Origin of the sequence: Bradyrhizobium sp. HKCCYLS1011 (assembly GCF_051167795.1) — a bacterium.
Classification (GTDB): domain Bacteria; phylum Pseudomonadota; class Alphaproteobacteria; order Rhizobiales; family Xanthobacteraceae; genus Bradyrhizobium.
Genome location: NZ_JBNPTT010000009.1, coordinates 180,574 through 202,446 on the forward strand (window position 1 = coordinate 180,574; position 21,873 = coordinate 202,446).

Below are 21,873 nucleotides of genomic sequence, written 5' to 3' on the forward strand. Positions count from 1 at the left end.
GTTTTTGCCTTACTGATAGATCGGGAAACGATCGGTCAGCGCCTTCACCTTCTCCTTCACGGCGGCTTCGACCAGCGGCGCACTGCCGTCCGGAGCCTGCGCGAGCGCATTGAGCACCTCGGCGATCATGCCGGCGACCTGCTTGAACTCGGCGACGCCGAAGCCGCGGGTCGTGGTGGCCGGCGTGCCCAGACGCAGCCCGGAGGTGACGAACGGCTTTTCCGGATCGAACGGGATGCCGTTCTTGTTGCAGGTGATGCCGGCGCGGACCAGCGCCTTCTCCGAGATGTTACCCTTCAGCCCCTTCGGCCTGAGATCGACCAGCATCAGGTGATTGTCGGTGCCGCCGGACACGATGTCGAACCCGTGACCACGCAGGGCTTCGGCCAGCGCCTTGGCATTCTCAACGATGTTTCGGGCATAGACCTTGAACTCCGGCCGCAGCGCTTCCGCGAAGGCCACCGCCTTGGCCGCAATCACATGCATCAGCGGACCACCCTGCAGGCCCGGGAAGATCGCGGAGTTCAGCTTCTTGGTCAGCTGCTCGTCATTCCACAGGATCAGGCCGCCGCGCGGGCCGCGCAGCGACTTGTGCGTCGTGGTGGTGGTGACGTGCGCATGGGGCACCGGCGAGGCATGGGCGCCGCCGGCCACGAGACCAGCGAAATGGGCCATGTCGACCAGGAAATAGGCGCCGACGCTGTCTGCGATCTCACGGAAGCGCTTGAAATCCCAGGGGCGCGAATAGGCGCTGCCGCCGGCGATGATCAGCTTCGGCTTCACCTCTTCCGCCTGCTTGGCGACCGCATCCATGTCGATCAGCTGGTCCTCGCGCCGCACCGTGTAGTGCGAGGCCTTGAACCATTTGCCGGACATGTTGACCGGCGAGCCATGGGTCAGGTGACCGCCGGCCGCGAGGTCGAGGCCCATGAAGGTGTCGCCGGGCTGCAGCAGCGCCAGAAACACCGCCTGGTTCATCTGGCTGCCGGAGTTCGGCTGCACATTGGCGAAGTTGGCGCCAAACAGCTTCTTGGCGCGGTCGATCGCGAGGTTCTCGGCGACATCGACCCATTCGCAACCGCCGTAGTAACGCGCGCCCGGATACCCCTCGGCATATTTGTTGGTCATGACCGAGCCCTGCGCTTCCAGCACCGCCCGGCTGACAATGTTTTCCGAGGCGATCAGCTCGATCTCATGGCGCTGGCGGCCGAGTTCGCCCTTGATGGCGGCGGCGATCTCCGGATCGGCCTCGGCGAGCGGGGCGGTGAAGAAGGAATCGAGGGCGGATGAGGGCTTGGCGCTGGAGGTTGTCATCGGCGAAATATCTCCACGGCCGCAAGCCTTTAGCGGATTGCGGTCGGTTTCTTGGACGCGGTCGGAAAGAACCCCTGGCCATTACCACAGCGCGGGTGTCAGGCCAAGCACTTGCGGTCAGACCGCCAATTTATGCCAGATATGGTGGACGGCGGCAGGCTGAAAGCCCCTTCAGCGCGAGCGCCGATCCGGCCTGTCGTCTCAGGCCCCACCGCACATATGCGGGTCGTCCTGCATCGTCCAGACCCCGTTGGTCCTCAGATTCGTGGTTTCGTACACGCGACCGCGGTTGTCGCCGGGCGGACAATCCTTCGGAATCGAGACGAGGCAGAACCGAACCTTGTCGCCCACCTTCGAATGGGCGAGCGCCGCGTCCCATTCGTGCGACACCTGCGTATCCTTGTTGGTGTAACGAACGTAGCTGCCGGGATCGATCACGCCCTTCTTGATCGGCTTCCGCGAAAGCTTCTCACCGGAGAAGTCCGCGATCTCAGCGATCGTTCGCTCCGCGCATTCGCCGACCTTGGTGGGATTTTCCACCAGCACCGGCGCCTGCGGGGCGGCGGCAGCAACCGCATCGACAGGCGGCGATTCGTTCTGGGAGCAGGTCGCGATGAGCAACAGCGGAATGTAGAACACGCGCGACAGCCCCAGCATCATGCTCCCCAAAACAAGAACCTGTATGAAGCGGTCGCTTCATACAGGTTGTCTTGGTGGCAACGCAACCGCTTTACGCGATGGCTCAGGTTAAAGCCCGGTATAACCCGCCTTCACCGGATCGACCCGGCCCTCGAGCTGTCGCAGATAGGTCAGGCCGCACACGGTCAGCCGGTGCGGGTCGCGCTCGCCCGCCTCGAACAGCGTCTTCACATAATCAGCCACCTTGCGCCGCGCCTCTTCGCTCGCTGCGGCGGAACGATTCGCCAGCAGGTCATAGGTGTGCATGATCCGATCGATGGCAGCTTCCATGATGTCCCCTTCACTCACGCGGCGTCGCAGCCTCGAACGTTGCGATCGCCTTGTTGGCGAGCCTGAGCTTGTTGAACTCGCCGCGTTGAAACAGGTGGACGATGATATCGACCAGGCGGTCGTTCGGCTGAAACGTGTCAGGCATGGCGCCCGAGCGACGCAGGTAGTTCGCAGCGATGGCATAGGCATCGCTCACCACCTCCACGCTCATCACCTGACTGCCACGTTCGACCAGCATCACCCATCCTCCGGCACGAATGATAAGCCGGATCAGGCGATGTGGTTCCAATGAGGAACGGGTGTTTTTGCGGGCGCGAAAACAAAAGCGCCGGCTCGCGAGACGGGCCGGCGCGTCGGGATATGTCAGGTGCGAAGCTCAGCCTTCCGGTTCTTTACGCCGGTTCAGCCTTGTCGATGGAGCTGCGATCAGAGACGATACAGGATCTGGTCGGTCCAGAAGCGCTCGAGCCGGTGCAGCGATTTGTTGAGCGTGGCGAACTCCTCGTTGGAGATGCCACCCACCTGCTCCACCGTCTTCACGTGCTTCTGATACAGCGCCTCGACGATCTTGCGGATCTCCTGGCCCTGCGGCGTCAGCCGGATGCGGACCGAGCGACGATCAACGCGCGAGCGCTGATGATCGAGGAAGCCCAGCTCGACCAGCTTCTTCAAATTGTAGGAAACGTTGGACCCGAGATAATAGCCCCGGGTACGCAGCTCACCGGCGGTCAACTCCTTGTCGCCGATGTTGTAGAGCAGGAGCGCCTGAACCGAGTTGATGTCTGAACGGCCGCGGCGATCGAACTCATCCTTGATGACGTCGAGCAGGCGGCGATGCAGCCGCTCCACCAAGGTCAAGGCTTCCAGATAAAGCGACTGCACGGTGCCCTGGCCGGGCGCGCGCTCAGTCTCCACAGCCGTTGCGACGGCTTTCATCATGACACTTCCCCTGTAGTCGTTTTTGTCGACTTATTCGACGAAACTTTTGTCCCGCCTGATAAAACGAGCTTAAGGGGGCCGATTTGAAGATCGGCTTAAACAAGAGCATAAATACGGAATGAATTTAAGAGAGTGAATCCTCCTTTAAGCCTGCGATTCAAGGGCTTTTTGCAATATCCCGTTGACGGTGACCGCGCGATGTTCGCGCTTTGTCTCACCCCCTGTCACATTCCAAAACAGGTGCCTCGCGCCGCGCTAAGGAGCGCGTAACAGCTGTGGCAAACGGCTTTAAGGTGTTCGAAACGTTACCCGCAACGTATAGAAAAGATCGAGAGGCAAAAATCGTTGCGCGCAACCTCACGATGCCGACGCCCTTAACACGGCCGTGTCGGAAACGGGGCTATGGCGGACGCTCCCGCGCCGCCATCCAGGCCAGGACGAGATAGGCCGCCAGCATCACGGCCTCGACCCCGACCACGATCAGGCTGCCGCCATAGATCCCGGGGAACATCAACTCGATCACCGCCATCGACACCACGGTCGTCAACCAGACCACCGCACCCCATGGCGTTGCGAGCCAGAGCCCGACCGCCGCAACCAGCTCGATCACGGCAAAGTAGACCGTGGCCGCCTGCCAGGCCATCGGCTGGTTCTCGAACGCTTCATCCTCGCCACCGATGAAGCCCGTCACCTGCGCCCAGTGGTAGAGGCCCTTGGCGATCGACAGCATCGCCATCACCCGCAGGAACAGCACGAGCCGCCGCGTCCAGACGTTCTCGTCACTCTCCATGCGTTCCGACGACAGCGCCGCAACCGACATGGCGCCCATGGCGCCGTCGCGCGGCAGATCGCGCGCCGTAGGTATTTCAGGCATCAAGACCCCGCATCATCGCGCAATGATCCTCGTATGGCACCTTGATCGACTGCCAGGACGGCAATTTTTGGTGAGCTGCTGCGCCAAAATCAAATGGGCGGCTTGCGCCAGCTCAAGTGACGGCGCAGGAGCGAAGTGCTACAGAATATTGGAATTACAACAAGTCAAATCAGCCGGCCCAGCGGCCTCCTCAAGGAGCCAAACCCCAATGGCGATCAAATTCGGGCGTCCGATCGAAATGCGCGACGTTGCGCGCGGCGTGGCAACCACAGCGGCCCCTGCTCTCGATCTGACGATCCGTCCGCGTCGCAACCGCAAGGCCGAATGGGCGCGTCGGCTGGTGCGCGAAAACGTGCTGACGACGGACGATCTGATCTGGCCGCTGTTCGTGGTCGAGGGCGAGAAGACGCGGACCACGGTCGCCTCGATGCCCGGCGTTGACCGGCTGAGCGTCGATGAGATCGTTCGCGACGCTGAACGCGCGGTCAGGCTGAACATCCCCTGCCTTGCGCTGTTCCCCTACACCGATCCGTCGCTGCGCGACGAACACGGCTCCGAGGCCTGCAACCCCGACAATCTGGTCTGCCAGGCGGTGCGCGCCATCAAGGCGGAGTTCCCGGAGATCGGCGTGCTCTGCGACGTCGCGCTCGACCCGTTCACCAGCCACGGCCATGACGGGCTGATCAAGGATGGCCGCATCCTCAACGACGAGACCGTGGCCGTCCTGGTCCGGCAGGCGCTGGTACAGGCCGAGGCCGGCTGCGACATCATCGCGCCGTCGGACATGATGGACGGACGCGTCGGCGCGATCCGGCAGGCGCTCGATCAGGCCGGTTTCCAGGACGTGCAGATCATGGCGTATGCGGCGAAATATGCCTCCGCCTTCTATGGCCCGTTCCGCGACGCGATCGGCTCGGCCAAGACCTTGAGCGGCGACAAGCGCACCTACCAGATGGACAGCGCCAATTCCGACGAAGCCTTGCGCGAGGTCGAGCTCGACATCGCCGAAGGCGCCGACATGGTGATGGTGAAGCCGGGCCTGCCCTATCTGGATGTCATCCGGCGGGTGAAGGACACGTTCGGAATGCCGACCTTCGCTTACCAGGTCTCCGGCGAATACGCGATGATCGCGGCGGCCGCGAACAATGGCTGGATCGACGGCGAGCGCGCGATGATGGAAAGCCTGGTGGCTTTCAAGCGGGCCGGCGCCGATGGCGTGCTGACCTATTTCGCCCCGCAGGCAGCGGAGAAGCTGCGCCAGCAGAATTCGTAGTTCACGACCGAAGAGACAGGCAGCTGCCGCTGGGTCATCCTGGCGCGGCCGTGGAATCGCCGGAATATTGCCATCACCGGTTGCCGCGCAGCCCCTTGCAACAACGGCGGCGGTTCCCATGTCCTGCTTGCCAATCGGGAGGAGGCATCCATGGCCTATATGGGCTCGGACAATAGCGGCTGGAGCAGCGGCGGACCGGGCGTGCGACCGCACGCCTACGATCCCTATCGACAGCCGGAGCTGTTTCGTGGCGTGGCGCTGCGGCGCATGGTCGCGTTCCTCATCGATCTGGTCGTCCTCGCAATTCCCGTGATCCTGGCCGTGATCTTCATTGCAGTCTTCGGTCTGATCACGCTCGGCCTCGGCTGGGTGCTGTTCTGGCTGGTGTCACCGGCGTCGGTGATCTGGGCGCTGGTCTATTACGGCAGCACCATCGGCGGACCGCATTCGGCCACGATCGGCATGCGGCTGATGGACCTTGAGTTGCGCACCTGGTACGGCGCACCAGGCTACTTTGTGCTCGGTGCCGTGCACGCGGTGTGCTTCTGGATCTCGATCTCGGTGCTATCGCCCTTTGTGCTTCTGATCGGTCTCTTCAACAGCCGCCGCCGGCTGTTGCACGACTTCGTATTGGGAACCGTGGTGGTCAACACCTCGGTCCGTTCGCAACTCGTTGAGCCTGCCCGCACCTATTGAATGATCAAACCGATTGACCGGCAGCGTCCGGAGCGCAATTCTGTGCATCATCGCTTCGGAGGCTGATGAGCATCCTTGACCCAGCACTCGCGTGATACCCCGCAATTCTACCTGACCGCGCCCTCGCCCTGCCCGTATCTCCCAGGGCGGCAGGAGCGCAAGGTTTTCACGCATCTGGTCGGCGACAAGGCCACCGATCTCAACGACCTGCTCACGCATGGCGGCTTTCGGCGCAGCCAGTCGATCGCCTATCGCCCGGCCTGCGACCAGTGCCGAGCCTGCGTCTCGGTGCGGGTGATCGCCAACGAGTTCCGGCCGTCGCGCAATTTCCGCAAGATCATGGCCCGCAATGCCGATCTGGTTGGAGAGCAGCGCAGCGCGGTGCCGACCTCAGAACAATATTCGATCTTCCGCGGCTATCTCGACCAGCGGCACAGACATGGCGGCATGGCCGACATGACGGTGCTGGACTACGCCATGATGGTCGAAGACAGCCATGTCGAGACCCGCATCATCGAGTATCGACGCCGCAACCTGAGCAACGGCCCCAACGGGCGCGGCGGCGAGCTCGTCGCGGCGGCGCTCACGGACGTGCTCAGCGACGGGCTGTCCATGGTCTATTCGTTCTTTGATCCGTCGGAGACAACCCGTTCGCTCGGCACCTTCATGATCCTCGACCACATCGCCCGCGCACGACGGCAGGGCCTGCCCTATGTCTATCTGGGCTATTGGATCGAGGGCTCCAAGAAGATGGACTACAAGAGCCGCTATCTGCCGCAGCAGCGGCTGGCAGCGGCCGGCTGGCTGCGCATCGATGCGGAGGGCCGCACGGCGCCGGAGCCGCAGGACTAACGAAGCGAGGAGCGAATAGAAAAGCGATCTTCCCCTGTTCGCTATTCCCTCTGCGTCATCGCCTCTTCAGCTCACATAGTCCCACACCAGCTTCGCATTCAGCGCGATGATCGCGACCGCGATCACGGTCGCGATCGCAGTCAACCAGCGCGGCGCGACGAAAGCGCCCATCTTGGTGCGGCTCGCCGTGATCAGGACCAGCGGCACGATCGCGAATGGCAGCTGCAGGCTGAGCACGACCTGGCTCAGGATCAGGAGGTGACCGGTCGCCCTCTCGCCGGCCCAGATCGTGACCACGACAGCCGGCACGATCGCGATCATCCGCGTGATCAGGCGCCGCAGCCATGGCGCGATCCGCCAGTTGAGAAAGCCTTCCATCACGATCTGGCCGGACAAGGTCGCGGTGATCGTCGAGTTCAGGCCGCAGCAGAGCAGCGCAATGGCAAACAGGCTCGGCGCCAGGGTCGAACCGAGCAGCGGCGCCAGGAACGAATGTGCCTGGTCCAGTTCGGCCACCTCCAGCTGCCCGCTCTTATGGAAGGTGGCGGCGGCCAGGATCAGGATCGAGGCATTGATGGTCAGCGCAAGGCAGAGCGCGATCGAGGAATCGATCGTCGACAGCGTGATCGCTTCGCGCTTTTCCTCCGCACTGTCACCGTAGCCGCGGGTCTGCACCAGACCCGAATGGAGGTAGAGATTGTGCGGCATCACGGTGGCGCCGAGAATGCCCAGCGCAAGATAGAGCATCTCGGAATTGGCCAGGAGCTGCCGGGTCGGCACGAAACCTTTCAGCACGGCGCCCCAATCCGGATCGGCCATGGCGATCTGGACCGCGAAACAAGCGGCGATGATCCCTAACAGCGCGACGACAAAGGCCTCGATCCAGCGGAAGCCGAACGCCTGCAAGGCGAGGATCAGAAAAACGTCTAGCGCCGTGATGCAGACCCCAACGCCAAGCGGAATGCCGAACAACAGACCAAGACCAATCGCGGTACCGATCACCTCGGCAAGATCGGTCGCGGTGATCGCGATCTCCGCTGACAGCCACAGCGGAATCGAGACCCAGCGCGGGGTCGAATCGCGGCAGGCCTGCGCGAGATCGCGGCCGGTCGCCACCCCAAGGCGGCTGCAGAGCGACTGCAGCACGATCGCCATCAGGTTCGACAGCAGCGCAACCGACAACAGCGCGTAACCGAACTTGGAGCCGCCAGCGAGCGAGGTCGCCCAGTTCCCAGGGTCCATATAGCCGACGGCGACCAGGTAGCCGGGACCGAGAAACGCCAGCAGCTTGCGCCACAGCGATCCCTTGGCAACGGTCCGCACCGACCCGAACAGCTCCCCCAAAGACGGAGCTCCGCGGTCGCCCCGCCATCCATGCGCCAGCGGCCCGCCATCGGGTCCCGCGACCCGATGCGCTTGCGAAAAATCTGACGAGCGTGCGTCCATGATGTTATCTTGAACCAGGATTGCTTTTAATGCAACTGATTTGCAACTGCATCTGAAAGCATCCGTTCCGAGCAGCTGTCAGCGTCCGCTGGCCGGATGTCTGTCGTGAGACCTGCTGCGGCGACCCGGCGGTCTCTGAGGGCCAAGTTGGAACCGGCAAATCGGAATACGGCAAGTCAAAGCAGCAAGTCGGAAAGCGGGTGGGCGCGAGCAGCCGGGATCGCGACAATACCGAGGTAACTTCACCTCCGGATTCCGCTATGTCCCGTTCCGACGCGCCTTCACTGCCTGCGACGTTCAATCGCCTGGCCTGGTCCAACCTTGCGGCCCAATCGGCTGAACAGATTGCGTTGGCTGCCGCCCCCATCGTGGCCGTGCTCCTGCTCGGCATCGGCGAGGGGCAGTCCGGCCTGTTGCAGACCGCCCTCACCGCCCCGTTCATTCTATTCGCGATTCCCGCCGGGCTGCTGGCGGACCGCTGCTCGCGGCGCGTCCTCATGGCCTCGGCCGAGGCGTTGCGCGCGCTTGCCCTGCTCACCATCGTCCTCGCGATCTTGCTCGGCGGCATCACGCTGCCTCTGCTCGCAGGACTCGGCTTCACGGCCGTCTGCGGCACGGTGGTCTTCAGCGTCGCGGCGCCGGCGCTGGTCCCCTCGCTGGTGACACCGGCGCTGTTGCCCGCAGCCAATGCGCGCATCGAGCTTGCCCGGACGATCGCCTTTGCCTCGGGGCCTGCGCTTGGCGGCATGCTGGTGGGCTGGATCGGAGCCGCACCCGCCTTCGCCTGCGCCGCAGTACTGTCCATCGCCGCCGTCGGCTGCCTCGCCGGCATCGACGAGCCGGCCCGCGCGCCGGTACCCCAGCGGCACCCACGACAGGACATCGAGGAAGGCGCCGCCTTCGTTCTGCGCCATCCGCTGTTGCGCCCGGTGTTCGTCACCCAGTTCATTTTCAACACTGCGCACTTTCTGCTCCTGGCCGTGTTCGTGCCCTACGCCGTGCATCGTTTGGGGCTGGCGGCGACCGGCGTCGGCACCGTGCTCTCGATGTTCGGAGCCGGCATGGTCATGGGCGCCCTCCTCGCCACCCGGATCATGCGACGGCTGCCGTTCGGCACCGTGATCGGGCTGGGTCCGGTGGCCGGCTTTGTCGCGGCGCTGATCATGGCGCTGACCACTGTGATCCCCTCGGCGTGGCTGGCCGGCGTGAGTTTCTTCCTGCTCGGCGCCGGCCCCATCCTGTGGGTGATCTCGACCACGACGCTGCGCCAGTCGGTGACGCCGGCGAACCTGCTCGGACGCGTCTCCGCCATCAACATCTTGAGCTATGGCGCGCGCCCGCTGGGATCGCTGCTCGGCGCCGTGATCGGCGGCACCTATGGGGCGGAGGTCTGCCTCTATCTCGTCGCACTCATTTTCGGCTTGCAGGCCCTGGTGATCCTGACCTCGCCCGCCGTGACGCTCGCACGCCAGCCGGAGATGCAGCCGGCCTAGAGCGCGATGAGATCGCGCTCTAGGCCGGGATTGAGCATGATCTCCGCGCAAACGCGTTTCCGCGTTTGTCGCGAGGGAAAACCGCTTCGCACTTTCCGGACCATGCTCTAGCGATAGACCAGGATCGGAACGGTCGAATGCGTTAGCACCTTGAGCGTCTCGCTGCCCAGGATCGCCGAGACGCCGCGCAGACCATGCGAGGCCATCACCACCAGATCGCAGCCGTGGTCGCGCGCGGTATCCACGATCGCTTCGTATGGCTTGTCGTGCTCGACGCTGAGCGTGGTGCAGGCGACGCCCATGCGCTCGGCGTCTTCCTTGACATGATCCAGGTATTTCGCGGTCTGCTCGGCGACCAAAGCCTTGTACTGCGCCAGCGCCTTGGTCGCGGCGGAAGGGTCCACGACCAGCGACTGCAGCGGCGTCGAGACCACGAGCGCCGTGATCTTTGCGCCCGTCGCCTTGGCGAGCGCGATGCCGTGCTTCATCGCTGCCTTGGACAAGTCGGAACCATCGGTCGGCAATAGAATATGCGTATACATGGTGTCATCTCCCAGCAGATGATGCTGGGCAGAGTCGGCGATGGCCGGCATTGATATGGCTCAAGCATAAGCCGCGTCAGCCTCGAGATAGGCTTCGTAGCGGCGGGCTACCGCCTCGCTCGCAGCGATCTCCGGATCGAGCGTATAGAGGTCCTGGGCGCGTCCGATGCCCCGCAGCGCATAGCGCCCGGTCGAGACCAGATAGGGTCGACCTTCCTCATCGAGACCGTCGCAGAATTCCGCCGAGGCCAGGAGTTCGCGATCGATCGACCGGCACATCGAAGCGATGCGGCTCACCTCGTTCACGGCTGGCCCCACCACGGTGAAGTCGAGCCGGTCCTCGCTGCCGATATTGCCGTAAAACACCTCTCCGACATGCAGCCCGACATAGGCCGATGTCACCGGCCGCCCCTCCTGGGCCCGGCGCGCGTTGAGCGCGCTGATATTGAGGCGAAACCGGTGCTCGGCGCGAAGGGCGGCGCGGCGCGCTTCGGCAATATCGCTCCCGGTAAAGATCGCCAGCACGCCATCGCCGATCAGCTTTAGCACATCGCCGCCGGCGTCATGAATCGCCGTGATCGAGGCCTCCGCATAGTCGTTGAGCAGCGGGATGATCTCGTCCGGCGAGATGCTTTCCGAGATCGCGGTCGAGCCGCGCAGGTCGGAGAACCAGAGCACCGCATTGATGCGTTCGGTGACACCGCGCGAGATCCGGCCGCGCAGCACCTGCTCCGAGGCATCGCGTCCCAGATAAACGCGCCCCAGTGTTCGTACAATATCGACCTGCTGGGCCGACTTGATCGCGAGAGCCAAGAGCGGCACCAGATCACGCAGCGCCGCGATCTGCATCTCGGTGAAGCCGCCATCGCGGCGGGTCAGCCAATAAGAGTAGAAGCAGTCCATCTGGCCCAGCGTGCCGGCCTCGCCGAAGCGATGCACGAAGGCCAGGAAGTGCTGATGACCTTTTTGCGCAAGGTCATGGATCATGCCGAAGTCGAGATGGGCGCAATTGGTCAGGTCGATGCTGAACTCGTCGTGCCCCTTCTCGAGCATGTAGTGAAAGGTCGATCGCCGCCAGTTCTGCGCCGCCTCGCCCTCATTGCTCGAGCCGTATTCGAAACTGTCACGTTCGTTGGTCGGCGTGTCGTTCCAGCGGAAGCCTCGGCCTTCGAAAATCGGGTGCAGGGTATCGATGAAGGTCATGGCACGCGACAGCTCGATGCCCGCCTCGCAGCAGCGCTCGCAAAAGCCGCGCAACAGGTCGTTCTCGGCCATGCCGGTGAGGCTCTGGCCGATGATCCAATTGTTCAGCGCGAGACGGTCGGAGCTGTCCATTTTCTGTCTTTGTCTGTCATTCGGTTTCTAGGACGACCGCCCGTGCTCGACTTCCACCGTGACATGGCTCAGCGTCGCCAGATCCCTGAGGCGCTGCTTGTAGGTTGCGGGCGCCAGCGGGTTGCCCGACACGAGCGAGACAACGACCGCCCGATGTCCCGGACCGACCTGCCACAGATGCAGATCCGTGACGCGGTCGCCGCCGGCCTCGAGCCGCGCCCGGATGGTGGCCTCGAGCCGCCGGTCGGCATTGACGTCGAGCAGCACGGAGCCGGCATCGCGGATCAGCCCATAGGCCCAGCTCGCAATCACGAAGCTGCCGATCAGGCCGACGGCGGCATCCGCCCAGGCCCAGCCCGAATACATGCCGACCAGGAGGGCGGCGATCGCGAGCACCGAAGTCGCCGCATCCGCCAGCACATGGACATAGGCCGCGCGCAGGTTGTTGTCGTGATGGTGAGCATGATGGTGGCGATGATGATCATGACCGTGATCGTGATCATCATGATCGTCATCATGGTCATGGTCGTGAGCATGATCGTGGCTGTGGCCATGATGGTGATGGTCGTGGGAGTCACCGAGCAGCCAGGCGCTGGCGAGATTGACGATCAACCCCAGCGCCGCCACTGCCACCGCTTCGCCATAGGCGATCGGAACCGGGTTGATCAGGCGTAGCGCGCTTTCGTAGGCCACCTGGATAGCGATCAGCAGCAGGATGATGGCGCTGGAAAAGGCGGCAAGCTCGCCGAACTTGCCGGTCCCGAAGGTGAAGGACGGATTGCGTGCATAGCGACGCGCGAAGAGGTAGGCGAGCCCCGCAATTCCGAGCGCCGCCGCGTGGGTCCCCATGTGCCAGCCGTCGGCGAGCAGCGCCATCGAGCCGAACAGGGAGCCGGCGACGATCTCGCCGATCATCATCACAAGCGTGATTGCGACCACGAACCAGGTGCGGCGCTCATTGCGCTCGTGCTGGGCCCCGAGAAACACGTGATCATGCGCCCATTGATCCGCACGTGATGGCATTCCGTTCTCCTAAAGCCGACGTCTGCGTGCGCCCTGCTCCCGGCGGCAGCATCCGGCAACGACTACAGACACGATCTCTGACATTATCACGACGCGGCCGGGAATTCGATGCCGCGCCGGCTGGCAGCGCGGACCTGCTGATCACGGTGACTGCCCCGATCGCATAACCAGTCTGCCCCAGCTTGCGACCCGAGCCATCGCTCACACCACGTGCGCCGGCGCGAGTTTGCAGGCGCAGCCGTCGATCTCGACCTGCAGGGTCGGATGCTGGATGTTGAAGCGGTGTGTCAGTTCCGCACAGACCCGGTGCAGGAAGGCATCGTCGGTGCCACCGGGCCGGACCAGATGGGCCGTCAGTGCGGTCTCACTGGTGCTCATCGCCCATATGTGCAGGTCGTGGACCTCGCTCACGCCATCGAGCCCTGCCAGATAGTCGCGCACCGCGCCAAGCACGATGTCGCGCGGCACCGCGTCCAACGCCAGGTTGACGCTGTCGCGCGCCAGCTCCCAGCTGCTGACGAGGATCACGAGGGCAATGCCGAGGCTCACGATCGGATCGACCCAGAGCCAGCCGGTCAGCAGCGTGACGAGACCCGCCAGCACGACGCCCAGGGACACACCGGCATCCGCGGCCATATGCAGATAGGCGCCGCGGATGTTGAGGTCGCTATGGCGGCCGCGCATGAACAAGAGCGCGGTGGCGCCGTTGATGATGATGCCGATGCCGGCGACCCAGAGCACGGTCGCGCCGGCGACCGGCGCCGGCGTCTGCAGCCGGTCGACCGCCTCGACCGCGATGCCCCCGACCACCGCGAGCAGCAGGCCCGCATTGACGAGCGCGGCCAGGATCGAAGCGCGCCGATAACCATAGGTGTGCCGCTCGGTCGGCTGCTTGCCGGATAGCCACATTGCGCCCCAGGCCAGCAGCAACGACATCACGTCGGACAGATTGTGGACGGCGTCCGAGATCAGCGCCAGCGAATGCGCGGCATAGCCGAAGATGAACTCGACGACCACGAAGCCGGTGTTGAGCGCGACCCCGATGGCGAATGCCGCACCGAAGCTGGCCGGTGCGTGATTGTGCCCGGCATGGCCGTGGGTGTGAGAATGGTCATGATCGTGCGCATGATCATGACCATCAAAATGAGAATGCGCCATCCGTCTGCCTTCCGCTTGCGGCCGCCCCCGGGGCGGCTGCAAGCTCGTATATAGACGGCGTCCGAACGAATACTATTACGACTACTCGATCGGCCGGTTGAACTTGTTCGACTTCGGCAGGCCCTGCGCGATCCGCCCGGCATCGGCGCGGTTGCCGCGATAATCGGCGAGCTCCTTCCAGCTCAGGCCCTGGTCGCGACCGGACGAATCCTTCCAGCCAAGACCCTCCTTCTGATCGAAGGTCGCGACGTCCGACAGCTGGGCGCTGGTGTATTTCTGCAGTCGCACGCCGCGGCCGCGCGCCATCTCGGGCACCTGGTCGAGCGGGAAGATCACCATCTTGTGGTTGGTGCCGATCACGGCGACCTGGTCGCCGGCCACGGTGGTGATCGCGCGCGCTTCCGCCGGCGCCGACACGTTCAGCACCTGCTTGCCCTTGCGGGTGGTGCCGACGCAGTCATCCTCGGTGACGACGAAGCCCTGGCCATCGGAGCTCGCCACCAGGAATTTGCGGCCGCCCTTGTTGACGAACATCGAAACGATCGAGGCGTCCTGATCGAGATCGATGAACATGCGGATCGGTTCGCCATGGCCGCGGCCGCCCGGCAGCTTGCCGACGTCGAGCGAGTAGAACTTGCCGTTGCTGGCGAACAGCAGCACCTTGGAGGTGGTCTCGGCAAAGAAGGCCTGGCCGAGTTGGTCGTCGGTCTTGAACGCCAGATTGGAGAGATCCTCCACATGGCCCTTGAGCGTGCGCACCCAGCCCTTTTCCGAAACGACGACCGTGACGGGCTCGCGCTCGACGAACGCCTCCTCGATCGCGGCAAGGTCATGCTCGGGCGCGTCGGCGAAATTGGTGCGGCGCTTGCCGAGCGGGGTCTTCGGCCCGAACATCTCGCGCACGGTCTTGACCTGCTCGCCGACCTTGGCCCACTGCTCGGCCTCGGAGGCCAGCAGCGAATTGATGCCCTTCAGCTCCTTGCGGAGATCCTTGTCCTCGGTGCGGATCTCCATCTCCTCGAGCTTGCGCAAGGAGCGCAGGCGCATGTTGAGGATGGCGTCCGCCTGCACCTCGGTGAGCTTGAACCGCTTCATCAACACCGGCTTCGGCTCGTCCTCGGTGCGGATGATCCGGATCACCTCGTCGATGTTGAGATACGCGATCAGGTAGCCGCCGAGGATCTCCAGCCGGTTCTCGATCTGCTTCTTGCGATAGTTCGACCGCCGCAGCAGCACGTCGCGCAGATGGTCGAGCCATTCGCGCAGGCATTCGGCGAGCCCCAGCACCTTGGGGATCTTGCCCTTCACCAGAACGTTGAGATTGAGCGGGATCTTGTTCTCGAGCTCGGTGAGCCGGAACAGCGATTCCATCATCAGCTCGGGATCGACGTTCTTCGATTTCGGCTCGATGACGAGGCGGACGTCCTCGGCCGACTCGTCCCTGATGTCGCCGACCAGCGGCAGCTTCTTCTCGTTCAGAAGGTCGGCGATCTTCTCGATCAGCCGCGACTTCTGCACCAGATAAGGAATCTCTGTGACGACCACGACCCAGGTGCCGCGGGAGCCCTCTTCCTGCTTCCATCTGGCGCGAACGCGGAACGAGCCACGACCGGTGGTGTAGGCCTCCGTGATCGCTTCCTTGGAATCGATGACGATGCCGCCGGTCGGGAAGTCCGGACCCTTGACCCAGCGGAGCAGCGCGCGCGACTTGGCTTCCGGCTTCTCGATCAGATGCAGGGCGGCGTCGCAAAGCTCAGCAGCGTTGTGCGGCGGGATCGAGGTGGCCATGCCGACCGCGATGCCCTGCGCGCCGTTGGCGAGCAGGTTCGGGAAGCCGCCGGGCAAGACCACCGGTTCCTTGGATTGGCCGTCATAGTTCGGGCGGAACTCGACGCCGTCCTCGTCGATGCCGTCGAGCAGGAGCCGCGCGACATCGGTCATGCGCGCTTCGGTGTAGCGGTAGGCAGCCGCGTTATCGCCGTCGATATTGCCGAAATTACCCTGGCCGTCGACCAGCGGATAGCGCGAGGAGAAATCCTGCGCGAGCCGCACCATCGCGTCGTAGATCGCCTGGTCGCCGTGCGGATGGAACGAACCCATCACGTCGCCGACGATCTTCGCGGATTTCTTGAAGGCGGTGCCGGGATCCAGCCGCAACAGCCGCATGCCATAGAGGATGCGCCGGTGCACGGGCTTGAGGCCGTCGCGCGCGTCAGGCAGCGCCCGGTGCATGATGGTGGAGAGCGCGTAGTTGAGATAGCGCTCCTCGAGCGCCTCGCGCAGCGCCACGTCGTGGATCTCGGCCGGTTCCGGCGGAATCAGGGTCTTGCCCATTAGCTCTACGCTTTCAGTGGGTTAGCTCATCGAATGAGCATTCTTGATCAACTTTGGACCACGCTTTAGGCGATCGGGCGGCACGGTGCAATGTCGCGCGCCGCTGTTTCGGACCTGGAAAAGCGGCCGGTGGGCGCCGCTTCCGGCCGCGCGCGGCCTCGAAGTCCCGAATCAGCCTGCGCCCAAATTGCTGACATCGCTGGCCGGAGTCTACCCCCGCGCCCCCACCCTGGCGCGCGCCCCGCTGGCGAGGTGAGCCGGCGCAACTGCCGCATCGAGTCCAGCAAGGGCGCAATCACTTTGTCCATTTGCTCAAGATTCGCTCGTGGCCGGACAGTCCTGCATTCGGAACGTGCAAGTCCGGCCTCGTCAGCCACCGCTCGATCAACGCGACCACGAATGCATGACGGCCATAATTTGAATCTCTCGTAACCATTTCCTGATCGTGGCATGACGCCTCAATCGCGTGTCTGTTGCTGAGAATGTCACTGATGTCAGCTAGGTTGGCAGCCGCGTCGTCCTTGCCATTGTTAAATGCTGAGGCGAGCGCAAGCGTGATACCCCGCTCCTTTAAAGCGGCACTTAAACAAGGAAGAAAGGCAAGTCCCCATGAGCTCAGGATTCGTAACGACATCCGACGGCACGCAGATTTTCTACAAAGATTGGGGCACCGGCCAGCCCATCGTGTTTCATCATGGCTGGCCGCTCTCGGCCGACGACTGGGACACCCAGATGCTGTTCTTCCTGCACCAGGGCTTTCGGGTCATCGCCCATGATCGCCGCGGCCATGGCCGCTCCAGCCAGACCGAGCACGGCAACGAGATGGACACTTACGCAGCCGACGTCGCCGCGCTGGTCCAGAAGCTCGACCTGAAAGATGCTATTCATGTCGGTCACTCCACCGGTGGCGGCGAGGTCGCCCACTATGTCGCGCGCCACGGCAAGGGCCGCGTCGCCAAGGCCGCTTTGCTCGGCGCTGTGCCGCCGATCATGGTGAAGTCCGACAAGAACCCCGGCGGCCTCCCGCTGGACGTGTTCGACGGCTTTCGCGCGGCGCTCGCCGCCAACCGCGCCCAGTTCTTCCTGGATATCCCGGCCGGACCGTTCTACGGCTTCAACCGGGCCGGCGCGAAAGTGTCGGAAGGCGTGATCCGCAACTGGTGGCGGCAGGCCATGATGGGCAGCACCAAGGCACATTACGACTGCATCAAGGCCTTCTCCGAGACCGACTTCACCGAGGACCTCAAGGCGATCGACGTCCCGGTGTTCTTGATGCATGGCGAGGACGACCAGATCGTGCCGATCGACGATTCCGCCAAGATCGGCATCAAGCTGTTGAAGCACGGCACCTTGAAGACCTATCCGGGCTTCCCGCACGGCATGGCCACCACCCATGCCGACGTGATCAACGCCGATCTCTTGGCGTTCATCAAGGGATAAGCACGTAGCCATCACACCGGCGGCGCCACATTCTCCACTGTCATCCCCGCGAAAGCGAGGATCCATAATCCCAGGGAGGAGTTTGTGGCGCAGGCCGTACTCCGTGCCGTACAAAGACGTCGGCCTGCGGATATGGGTCCCGGGTCTACGCCCGGGACGACACTGAATATGTGGCTTCGTCCCATCCGTCTCACGCCGTCATTCTCGCAACCGTTCGCATCCGAGCTATCAATTTCGATCTCCCTCTAACAAGTAGAGGGCGCAGCAAAGACCGGGGGCTGGCTGACGCCAAGCCGGCGGGGCATGAATGTGACGAGAAGAAAGCGCATTTGGACAGCCGGTCCGCTTCACACCAGCGCGGGACATCGCAATTGGATGCGATCTCAGTCAAACGATGTCAGCGCGTCGCGTTCACGACATCGCGTGCCGCGCATTCCTAACTTCCCTGTCAGAAACTGGCACATTTGTAAGTTGAAGCAGAGGCTGCCGGCGCCTCATCTGGTCCTCCTCGGGCGGCGCGACTATCGCCGCATGGTATGGAGGATGTTCCGATGACCAACAGGCTTCTCACCGGTATCGTCGCGGCGGCGTTCGCCGCTTCACTCGCGATCGCCTCGCCCGTTCTCGCCCGTGGTGGTGGCGGCGGCGGCTTTGGTGGCGGTGGCGGCCATGGCGGCGGTTTTGGCGGCGGCTTCGGCGGTGGCCATTTCGGCGGCGGCGGCGGCATGCACGTGGGCGGCATGGGCGGCGCGCATTTTGGCGGACCGGCTTTCGGTGGCGCACGTTTCGGGGGCGCTCGCTTTGCCGGCGGGCCGATGGGAGCGCATGCTGCCTTCGCACCCCGCTTCGGCGGCGCGGGCTGGCATGGCGGGCACTTTATCGGCCGTCACGCCTTCTTCTTCCACCACCACCGCCGTTTTGCCTTCTTCGGCGCGCCATTCCTGTACGCCGGCTATGGCTATTACGACGGCTGCTGGCAGCGCAGCTGGACGCCCTGGGGCTGGCAATGGATCAATGCGTGCGGAAACACCTGGTACTAGCGCAGCGCGACTATATTGGTATCCTTCGGTTCTGACGTTCGCATACCTGTTTGCGACAAGTGACACGAACGTCAGAGCCGGGACACCAGAGCGCGATGGATCGGTCGAATTGCCGTCGCGCTCCAAATTTTTGATTGAGCATGATCTCCGCGCAAACGCGTTCCGCGTTTGTCGCGAGGGAAATCCGCATGACACTTTTCCGGATCATGCTCCAGCTGCGGCCGCCGCGCGGAGTTGAACCATGACTGGAGGTCACCGTCGCATTCTCGTCGTCGAGGACGATCAGGAGACCGCCGGGCAGCTCGTCGAAGAGCTCACAGCCTCCGGCTACGAGGTCGATCTTGCCGCAACCGGCCGGGAGGCGCTCAGCCGCGGCAACGAACGCGACTATGCCGTCATCACCATCGACCGCATGCTTCCCGATGTCGACGGCCTCGCGGTGATGCGGGAGCTGCGCGACGATGGCGTTGCCGCGCCGTTCCTGATCATCTCCGCGCTCGGCGAGGTCGACGACCGCGTGCGGGGCTTGCGCGCCGGCGGCGACGACTATCTGGTCAAGCCGTTCTCATTCGTCGAATTGCTCGCGCGGCTGGAGGCGCTCGGCCGCCGCAGCGAAACCATCGCCAAGGAGACGATCCTGCGCGTCGGCGATCTCGCCATCGACCTGATCCTGCGCAGCGCCAGCCGGCGCGGCAAGAAGATCCCGCTGTTGCCGCGCGAATTCCAGCTGCTCGAATACCTCGTCCGCAACGAGGGCCGCGTCGTCTCCCGCGCGATGCTACTGCAGCACGTCTGGGACCTGCATTTCGATCCCTCCACCAACATCATCGACGTCTATGTCGGTCGTGTCAGACGCAAGGTCGACGACAGCCAGGCCTATCCGTTGATCCACACCATCCGCGGCGTCGGGTACTGCCTCCGTGCTCCTGGCTAAGACACTCCGCTCGTCGACGTTCCGCCTGGCGCTGATCGCGATCGGGATTTTCGGCGTGATCGTCGGAGCGATGATCGCCTATGTCTATTTCGGGACGCTGGCCTATGTGCACAGCCGGGTCGGCGATATCGGCGATCACGACAGCTTCACAAGGACGATCGCGCTCGCGATGATCACGGCGACGGGGCTGCTGTTGGTGCTGGCTGCCGTCGCCGCCGTGCTGGTGACGCGGCGCACGGTGGGTCGGATCGAACAGATCAACGCCACCAGCCGCGCCATCATGCTCTCCGGCCTCGACCAGCGCATTCCGCTGCGCGGCAGCCATGACGAATGGGATCGGGTCGCGGAGAATCTCAATCAGATGCTGGACCGCATCGAGACATTGATGAGCGAGGTCAAGCAGGTCGGCGACAATGTCGCGCACGATTTGCGCACGCCGCTCACGCGCATGCGCGGGCGGCTCGAGAAGGCCTATCATGCCCCACGCAACAACGAGACCGATGCGACGCTGATCGGCGACACCATCGCCGATCTCGACGCGGTGCTCGGCATGTTCACCTCCATCACGCGGATCTCGGAGATCGAGACCAGGGCGCGCAAGGGGGCGTTCCGCGAACTGAACCTGGTCGACATCGCAGGCGAAGTCGTCGAGCTCTACGACGCCGCGGCCGAGCAGGTCGCGACGCGGCTCGGCCTTGCTGGAGACCGCGAGGTGAAGGTCACCGGCGACCGCGACCTCCTGTTCGATGCCATTGCCAATCTCGTCGACAACGCCGTCAAGCACGGCCGCGCGCACGGCCAGGTGACGGTGACCTGCACGACCAGCGATGGTGCAGCAGTGATCGCGATCGCCGACAACGGCCCCGGCATCCCTGCGGACCAGCACGACCAGGTGTTCAAGCGCTTCTACCGGCTCGAGCGAAGCCGTTACACGCCGGGCAACGGGCTGGGCTTGAGCCTCGCCGCCGCAGTGGCGCATCTGCACGGCGCCGAGATCTCGCTGCGCGACAATGCTCCCGGACTGGTAGTCGAGCTCCGATTCCCACCGCCGTCCGCGCAGTGAACCAAGACAGCCCCTGCCCTTGAGCTGCCGCGCGCAGCGCGCCGACCGTAAATCCACGGGGGGAACCTGCATCGCGCTCGCGGGTTCTCACTCCTGCGGGTCGTATTGCGTTATCGCCGTTGACGGGCTGACGACGGCCATTGCTGTTTGTCGCGCGAGCCAGGTTCGCGCCAGCAGGGTCCGGTCGCGGTCCATGCTGGAATGCGGACTTCGTACGATGAAGAACTTTTCCGACGCTGCTTTCTCTCCTGAGGTGATCGCGCTGATGACGGAGGCGCTCGGTGCGGCGGTAGCCGCATTGCCGGAGCCGGTCAGTTCAACCCATGTCACGCTGCTCGCCGAGGCGGTGCTGCGCGCCGCCAAGGCAGGCGAGCGCAACGTGGCCAACATGCAGCGGCTGGCGCTGCTCGAGCTGCAGATCATGCCGCGGGTCTAGGCCAGCTCTCGGCGAACTTCGCCTTTGCGAGAGAAGTCGTCGCTCGTCTCAGGCCGCAGCCGATTGCGCTTGCGGCCAAGGATCGGCCCAGGCCGGCAGGCGCATCAGATTGTCGAGCCAGCGGACAACGTTCGGAAACGCTTCGAGCGGCATCTCGGCGTCACGCCAGTCGGTCGCCATCGAGGCCAGCGCGAAATCCGCAATGGTGAGGCGGTCGCAGGCGACATGGGTACGCGACCGCAAATGACCGTCGAGCACGGCCGCGAACGTCTTCAGGTTGGGCACCTTCCCGACCAGCGCCGCGCGGTCAGGCGTGCCGAAGCCGAACGTCCGCTTGACGATGTGCTCGAAATAGAACGGCCCGACTGCGGGCGCCCAATGACAGTCGTTCCAGGACAGCCAGCGGATCACCTCGACCTGCTCCTGCGGATCGCGGGCCGGCCACATGTCGCAGCTTTCGCGGATGCAGAGATGGGCCATGATCGCGTTGGACTCCCACAGCACGAGGTCGTCATCGACCAGCACCGGCGCCTTCATGTTGGGGTTGAGCGCGGCAAACTCCGGTGTTTTCAACGCGCGGCTGGTCTCGATGAACTCCGCCTGCGCACCGAGATGCTTGACCAGCGCCAAAACTCGTCTCGGCGCCTGAGCCTTGATCCAGTAGATCTTCATGCCGGTTCTCCATCCGTGATGTCTCAAAGACGAACGGGGG

Annotated in this window: 22 protein-coding genes; 9 read left to right on the plus strand and 13 right to left on the minus strand. The window is 63.9% G+C overall.

The window, feature by feature from the left end; all coding sequences use genetic code 11:
- Positions 1 to 9: 9 nt before the first annotated feature.
- From glyA to ACQR1W_RS28430, 6 genes are all read right to left on the minus strand, one after another.
- Positions 10 to 1,314, minus strand: a complete 1,305-nt coding sequence (gene glyA / locus ACQR1W_RS28405; protein ID WP_434853888.1) for a serine hydroxymethyltransferase — start codon at positions 1,312 to 1,314, stop codon at positions 10 to 12.
- A gap of 201 nt (positions 1,315 to 1,515) precedes the next feature.
- Positions 1,516 to 1,971, minus strand: a complete 456-nt coding sequence (locus ACQR1W_RS28410) for a hypothetical protein (protein WP_434853889.1) — start codon at positions 1,969 to 1,971, stop codon at positions 1,516 to 1,518.
- A 90-nt stretch (positions 1,972 to 2,061) separates the two neighbouring features.
- On the minus strand, positions 2,062 to 2,283 hold the full coding sequence (locus ACQR1W_RS28415; protein ID WP_008969900.1) for a hypothetical protein: 222 nt from the start codon (positions 2,281 to 2,283) through the stop codon (positions 2,062 to 2,064).
- 10 nt (positions 2,284 to 2,293) lie between these two features.
- Positions 2,294 to 2,521 carry a hypothetical protein gene (locus ACQR1W_RS28420; protein ID WP_008969901.1) on the minus strand — a complete coding sequence of 76 codons (228 nt, stop codon included), beginning with the start codon at positions 2,519 to 2,521 and terminating at the stop codon, positions 2,294 to 2,296.
- A 188-nt stretch (positions 2,522 to 2,709) separates the two neighbouring features.
- Positions 2,710 to 3,222 (minus strand): transcriptional regulator LdtR, encoded by a 513-nt coding sequence (gene ldtR / locus ACQR1W_RS28425; RefSeq protein ID WP_008969902.1) that lies wholly within the window; start codon positions 3,220 to 3,222, stop codon positions 2,710 to 2,712.
- Between the two features lie 400 nt (positions 3,223 to 3,622).
- On the minus strand, positions 3,623 to 4,096 hold the full coding sequence (locus ACQR1W_RS28430) for a DUF6163 family protein (protein ID WP_434853890.1): 474 nt from the start codon (positions 4,094 to 4,096) through the stop codon (positions 3,623 to 3,625).
- A 208-nt stretch (positions 4,097 to 4,304) separates the two neighbouring features.
- On the opposite strand from ACQR1W_RS28430, the gene hemB reads away from it, so the two are divergent.
- The 3 genes from hemB to ACQR1W_RS28445 all read left to right on the plus strand — a co-directional run bounded on the left by hemB (position 4,305) and on the right by ACQR1W_RS28445 (position 6,917).
- Positions 4,305 to 5,369: a porphobilinogen synthase gene (gene hemB / locus ACQR1W_RS28435; RefSeq protein WP_434853891.1), complete on the plus strand. Its 1,065-nt coding sequence runs from the start codon at positions 4,305 to 4,307 to the stop codon at positions 5,367 to 5,369.
- A gap of 150 nt (positions 5,370 to 5,519) precedes the next feature.
- Positions 5,520 to 6,065 (plus strand): RDD family protein, encoded by a 546-nt coding sequence (locus ACQR1W_RS28440; RefSeq protein ID WP_434853892.1) that lies wholly within the window; start codon positions 5,520 to 5,522, stop codon positions 6,063 to 6,065.
- A 75-nt stretch (positions 6,066 to 6,140) separates the two neighbouring features.
- Complete coding sequence (locus ACQR1W_RS28445) at positions 6,141 to 6,917, plus strand: arginyltransferase (protein ID WP_434853893.1); 777 nt, start codon at positions 6,141 to 6,143, stop codon at positions 6,915 to 6,917.
- Positions 6,918 to 6,983: 66 nt separating this feature from the next.
- Here the strand turns inward: ACQR1W_RS28445 and ACQR1W_RS28450 are convergent, their stop codons facing one another.
- A complete protein-coding gene (locus ACQR1W_RS28450) occupies positions 6,984 to 8,363 on the minus strand; it encodes an Nramp family divalent metal transporter (protein WP_434853894.1) in 1,380 nt (459 codons plus the stop codon).
- Positions 8,364 to 8,623: 260 nt separating this feature from the next.
- Between ACQR1W_RS28450 and ACQR1W_RS28455 the strand changes: the two genes are divergently transcribed.
- Positions 8,624 to 9,856 (plus strand): MFS transporter, encoded by a 1,233-nt coding sequence (locus tag ACQR1W_RS28455; RefSeq protein ID WP_434853895.1) that lies wholly within the window; start codon positions 8,624 to 8,626, stop codon positions 9,854 to 9,856.
- Between the two features lie 107 nt (positions 9,857 to 9,963).
- Here the strand turns inward: ACQR1W_RS28455 and ACQR1W_RS28460 are convergent, their stop codons facing one another.
- The 5 genes from ACQR1W_RS28460 to parC form a co-directional block, all read right to left on the minus strand.
- Entirely contained in the window at positions 9,964 to 10,398 is a 435-nt protein-coding gene (locus ACQR1W_RS28460; protein ID WP_434853896.1) for a universal stress protein, read from the minus strand.
- Positions 10,399 to 10,458: 60 nt separating this feature from the next.
- Entirely contained in the window at positions 10,459 to 11,733 is a 1,275-nt protein-coding gene (locus ACQR1W_RS28465; RefSeq protein WP_434853897.1) for an adenylate/guanylate cyclase domain-containing protein, read from the minus strand.
- A gap of 27 nt (positions 11,734 to 11,760) precedes the next feature.
- Positions 11,761 to 12,756 (minus strand): CDF family Co(II)/Ni(II) efflux transporter DmeF, encoded by a 996-nt coding sequence (gene dmeF / locus ACQR1W_RS28470; protein WP_434853898.1) that lies wholly within the window; start codon positions 12,754 to 12,756, stop codon positions 11,761 to 11,763.
- 201 nt (positions 12,757 to 12,957) lie between these two features.
- Positions 12,958 to 13,914 carry a cation diffusion facilitator family transporter gene (locus ACQR1W_RS28475; protein ID WP_434853899.1) on the minus strand — a complete coding sequence of 319 codons (957 nt, stop codon included), beginning with the start codon at positions 13,912 to 13,914 and terminating at the stop codon, positions 12,958 to 12,960.
- A gap of 81 nt (positions 13,915 to 13,995) precedes the next feature.
- Positions 13,996 to 16,248, minus strand: a complete 2,253-nt coding sequence (gene parC / locus ACQR1W_RS28480; protein WP_434853900.1) for a DNA topoisomerase IV subunit A — start codon at positions 16,246 to 16,248, stop codon at positions 13,996 to 13,998.
- Positions 16,249 to 16,857: 609 nt separating this feature from the next.
- Between parC and ACQR1W_RS28485 the strand changes: the two genes are divergently transcribed.
- The 5 genes from ACQR1W_RS28485 to ACQR1W_RS28505 all read left to right on the plus strand — a co-directional run bounded on the left by ACQR1W_RS28485 (position 16,858) and on the right by ACQR1W_RS28505 (position 21,161).
- Complete coding sequence (locus tag ACQR1W_RS28485; protein WP_434853901.1) at positions 16,858 to 17,688, plus strand: alpha/beta fold hydrolase; 831 nt, start codon at positions 16,858 to 16,860, stop codon at positions 17,686 to 17,688.
- A 551-nt stretch (positions 17,689 to 18,239) separates the two neighbouring features.
- A complete protein-coding gene (locus ACQR1W_RS28490; RefSeq protein ID WP_434853902.1) occupies positions 18,240 to 18,728 on the plus strand; it encodes a hypothetical protein in 489 nt (162 codons plus the stop codon).
- Positions 18,729 to 18,969: 241 nt separating this feature from the next.
- On the plus strand, positions 18,970 to 19,662 hold the full coding sequence (locus ACQR1W_RS28495; protein ID WP_434853903.1) for a response regulator transcription factor: 693 nt from the start codon (positions 18,970 to 18,972) through the stop codon (positions 19,660 to 19,662).
- The gene (locus tag ACQR1W_RS28500) at positions 19,649 to 20,725 is read left to right on the plus strand and encodes a sensor histidine kinase (RefSeq protein ID WP_434853904.1); all 1,077 of its coding nucleotides are present in this window, start codon (positions 19,649 to 19,651) and stop codon (positions 20,723 to 20,725) included. Before ACQR1W_RS28495 ends, ACQR1W_RS28500 begins: the two co-directional genes overlap by 14 nt.
- A 217-nt stretch (positions 20,726 to 20,942) precedes the next feature.
- Positions 20,943 to 21,161 (plus strand): hypothetical protein, encoded by a 219-nt coding sequence (locus ACQR1W_RS28505; protein WP_008971366.1) that lies wholly within the window; start codon positions 20,943 to 20,945, stop codon positions 21,159 to 21,161.
- Between the two features lie 48 nt (positions 21,162 to 21,209).
- Here the strand turns inward: ACQR1W_RS28505 and ACQR1W_RS28510 are convergent, their stop codons facing one another.
- A complete protein-coding gene (locus ACQR1W_RS28510) occupies positions 21,210 to 21,833 on the minus strand; it encodes a glutathione S-transferase family protein (protein ID WP_434853905.1) in 624 nt (207 codons plus the stop codon).
- Positions 21,834 to 21,873 lie beyond the last annotated feature (40 nt).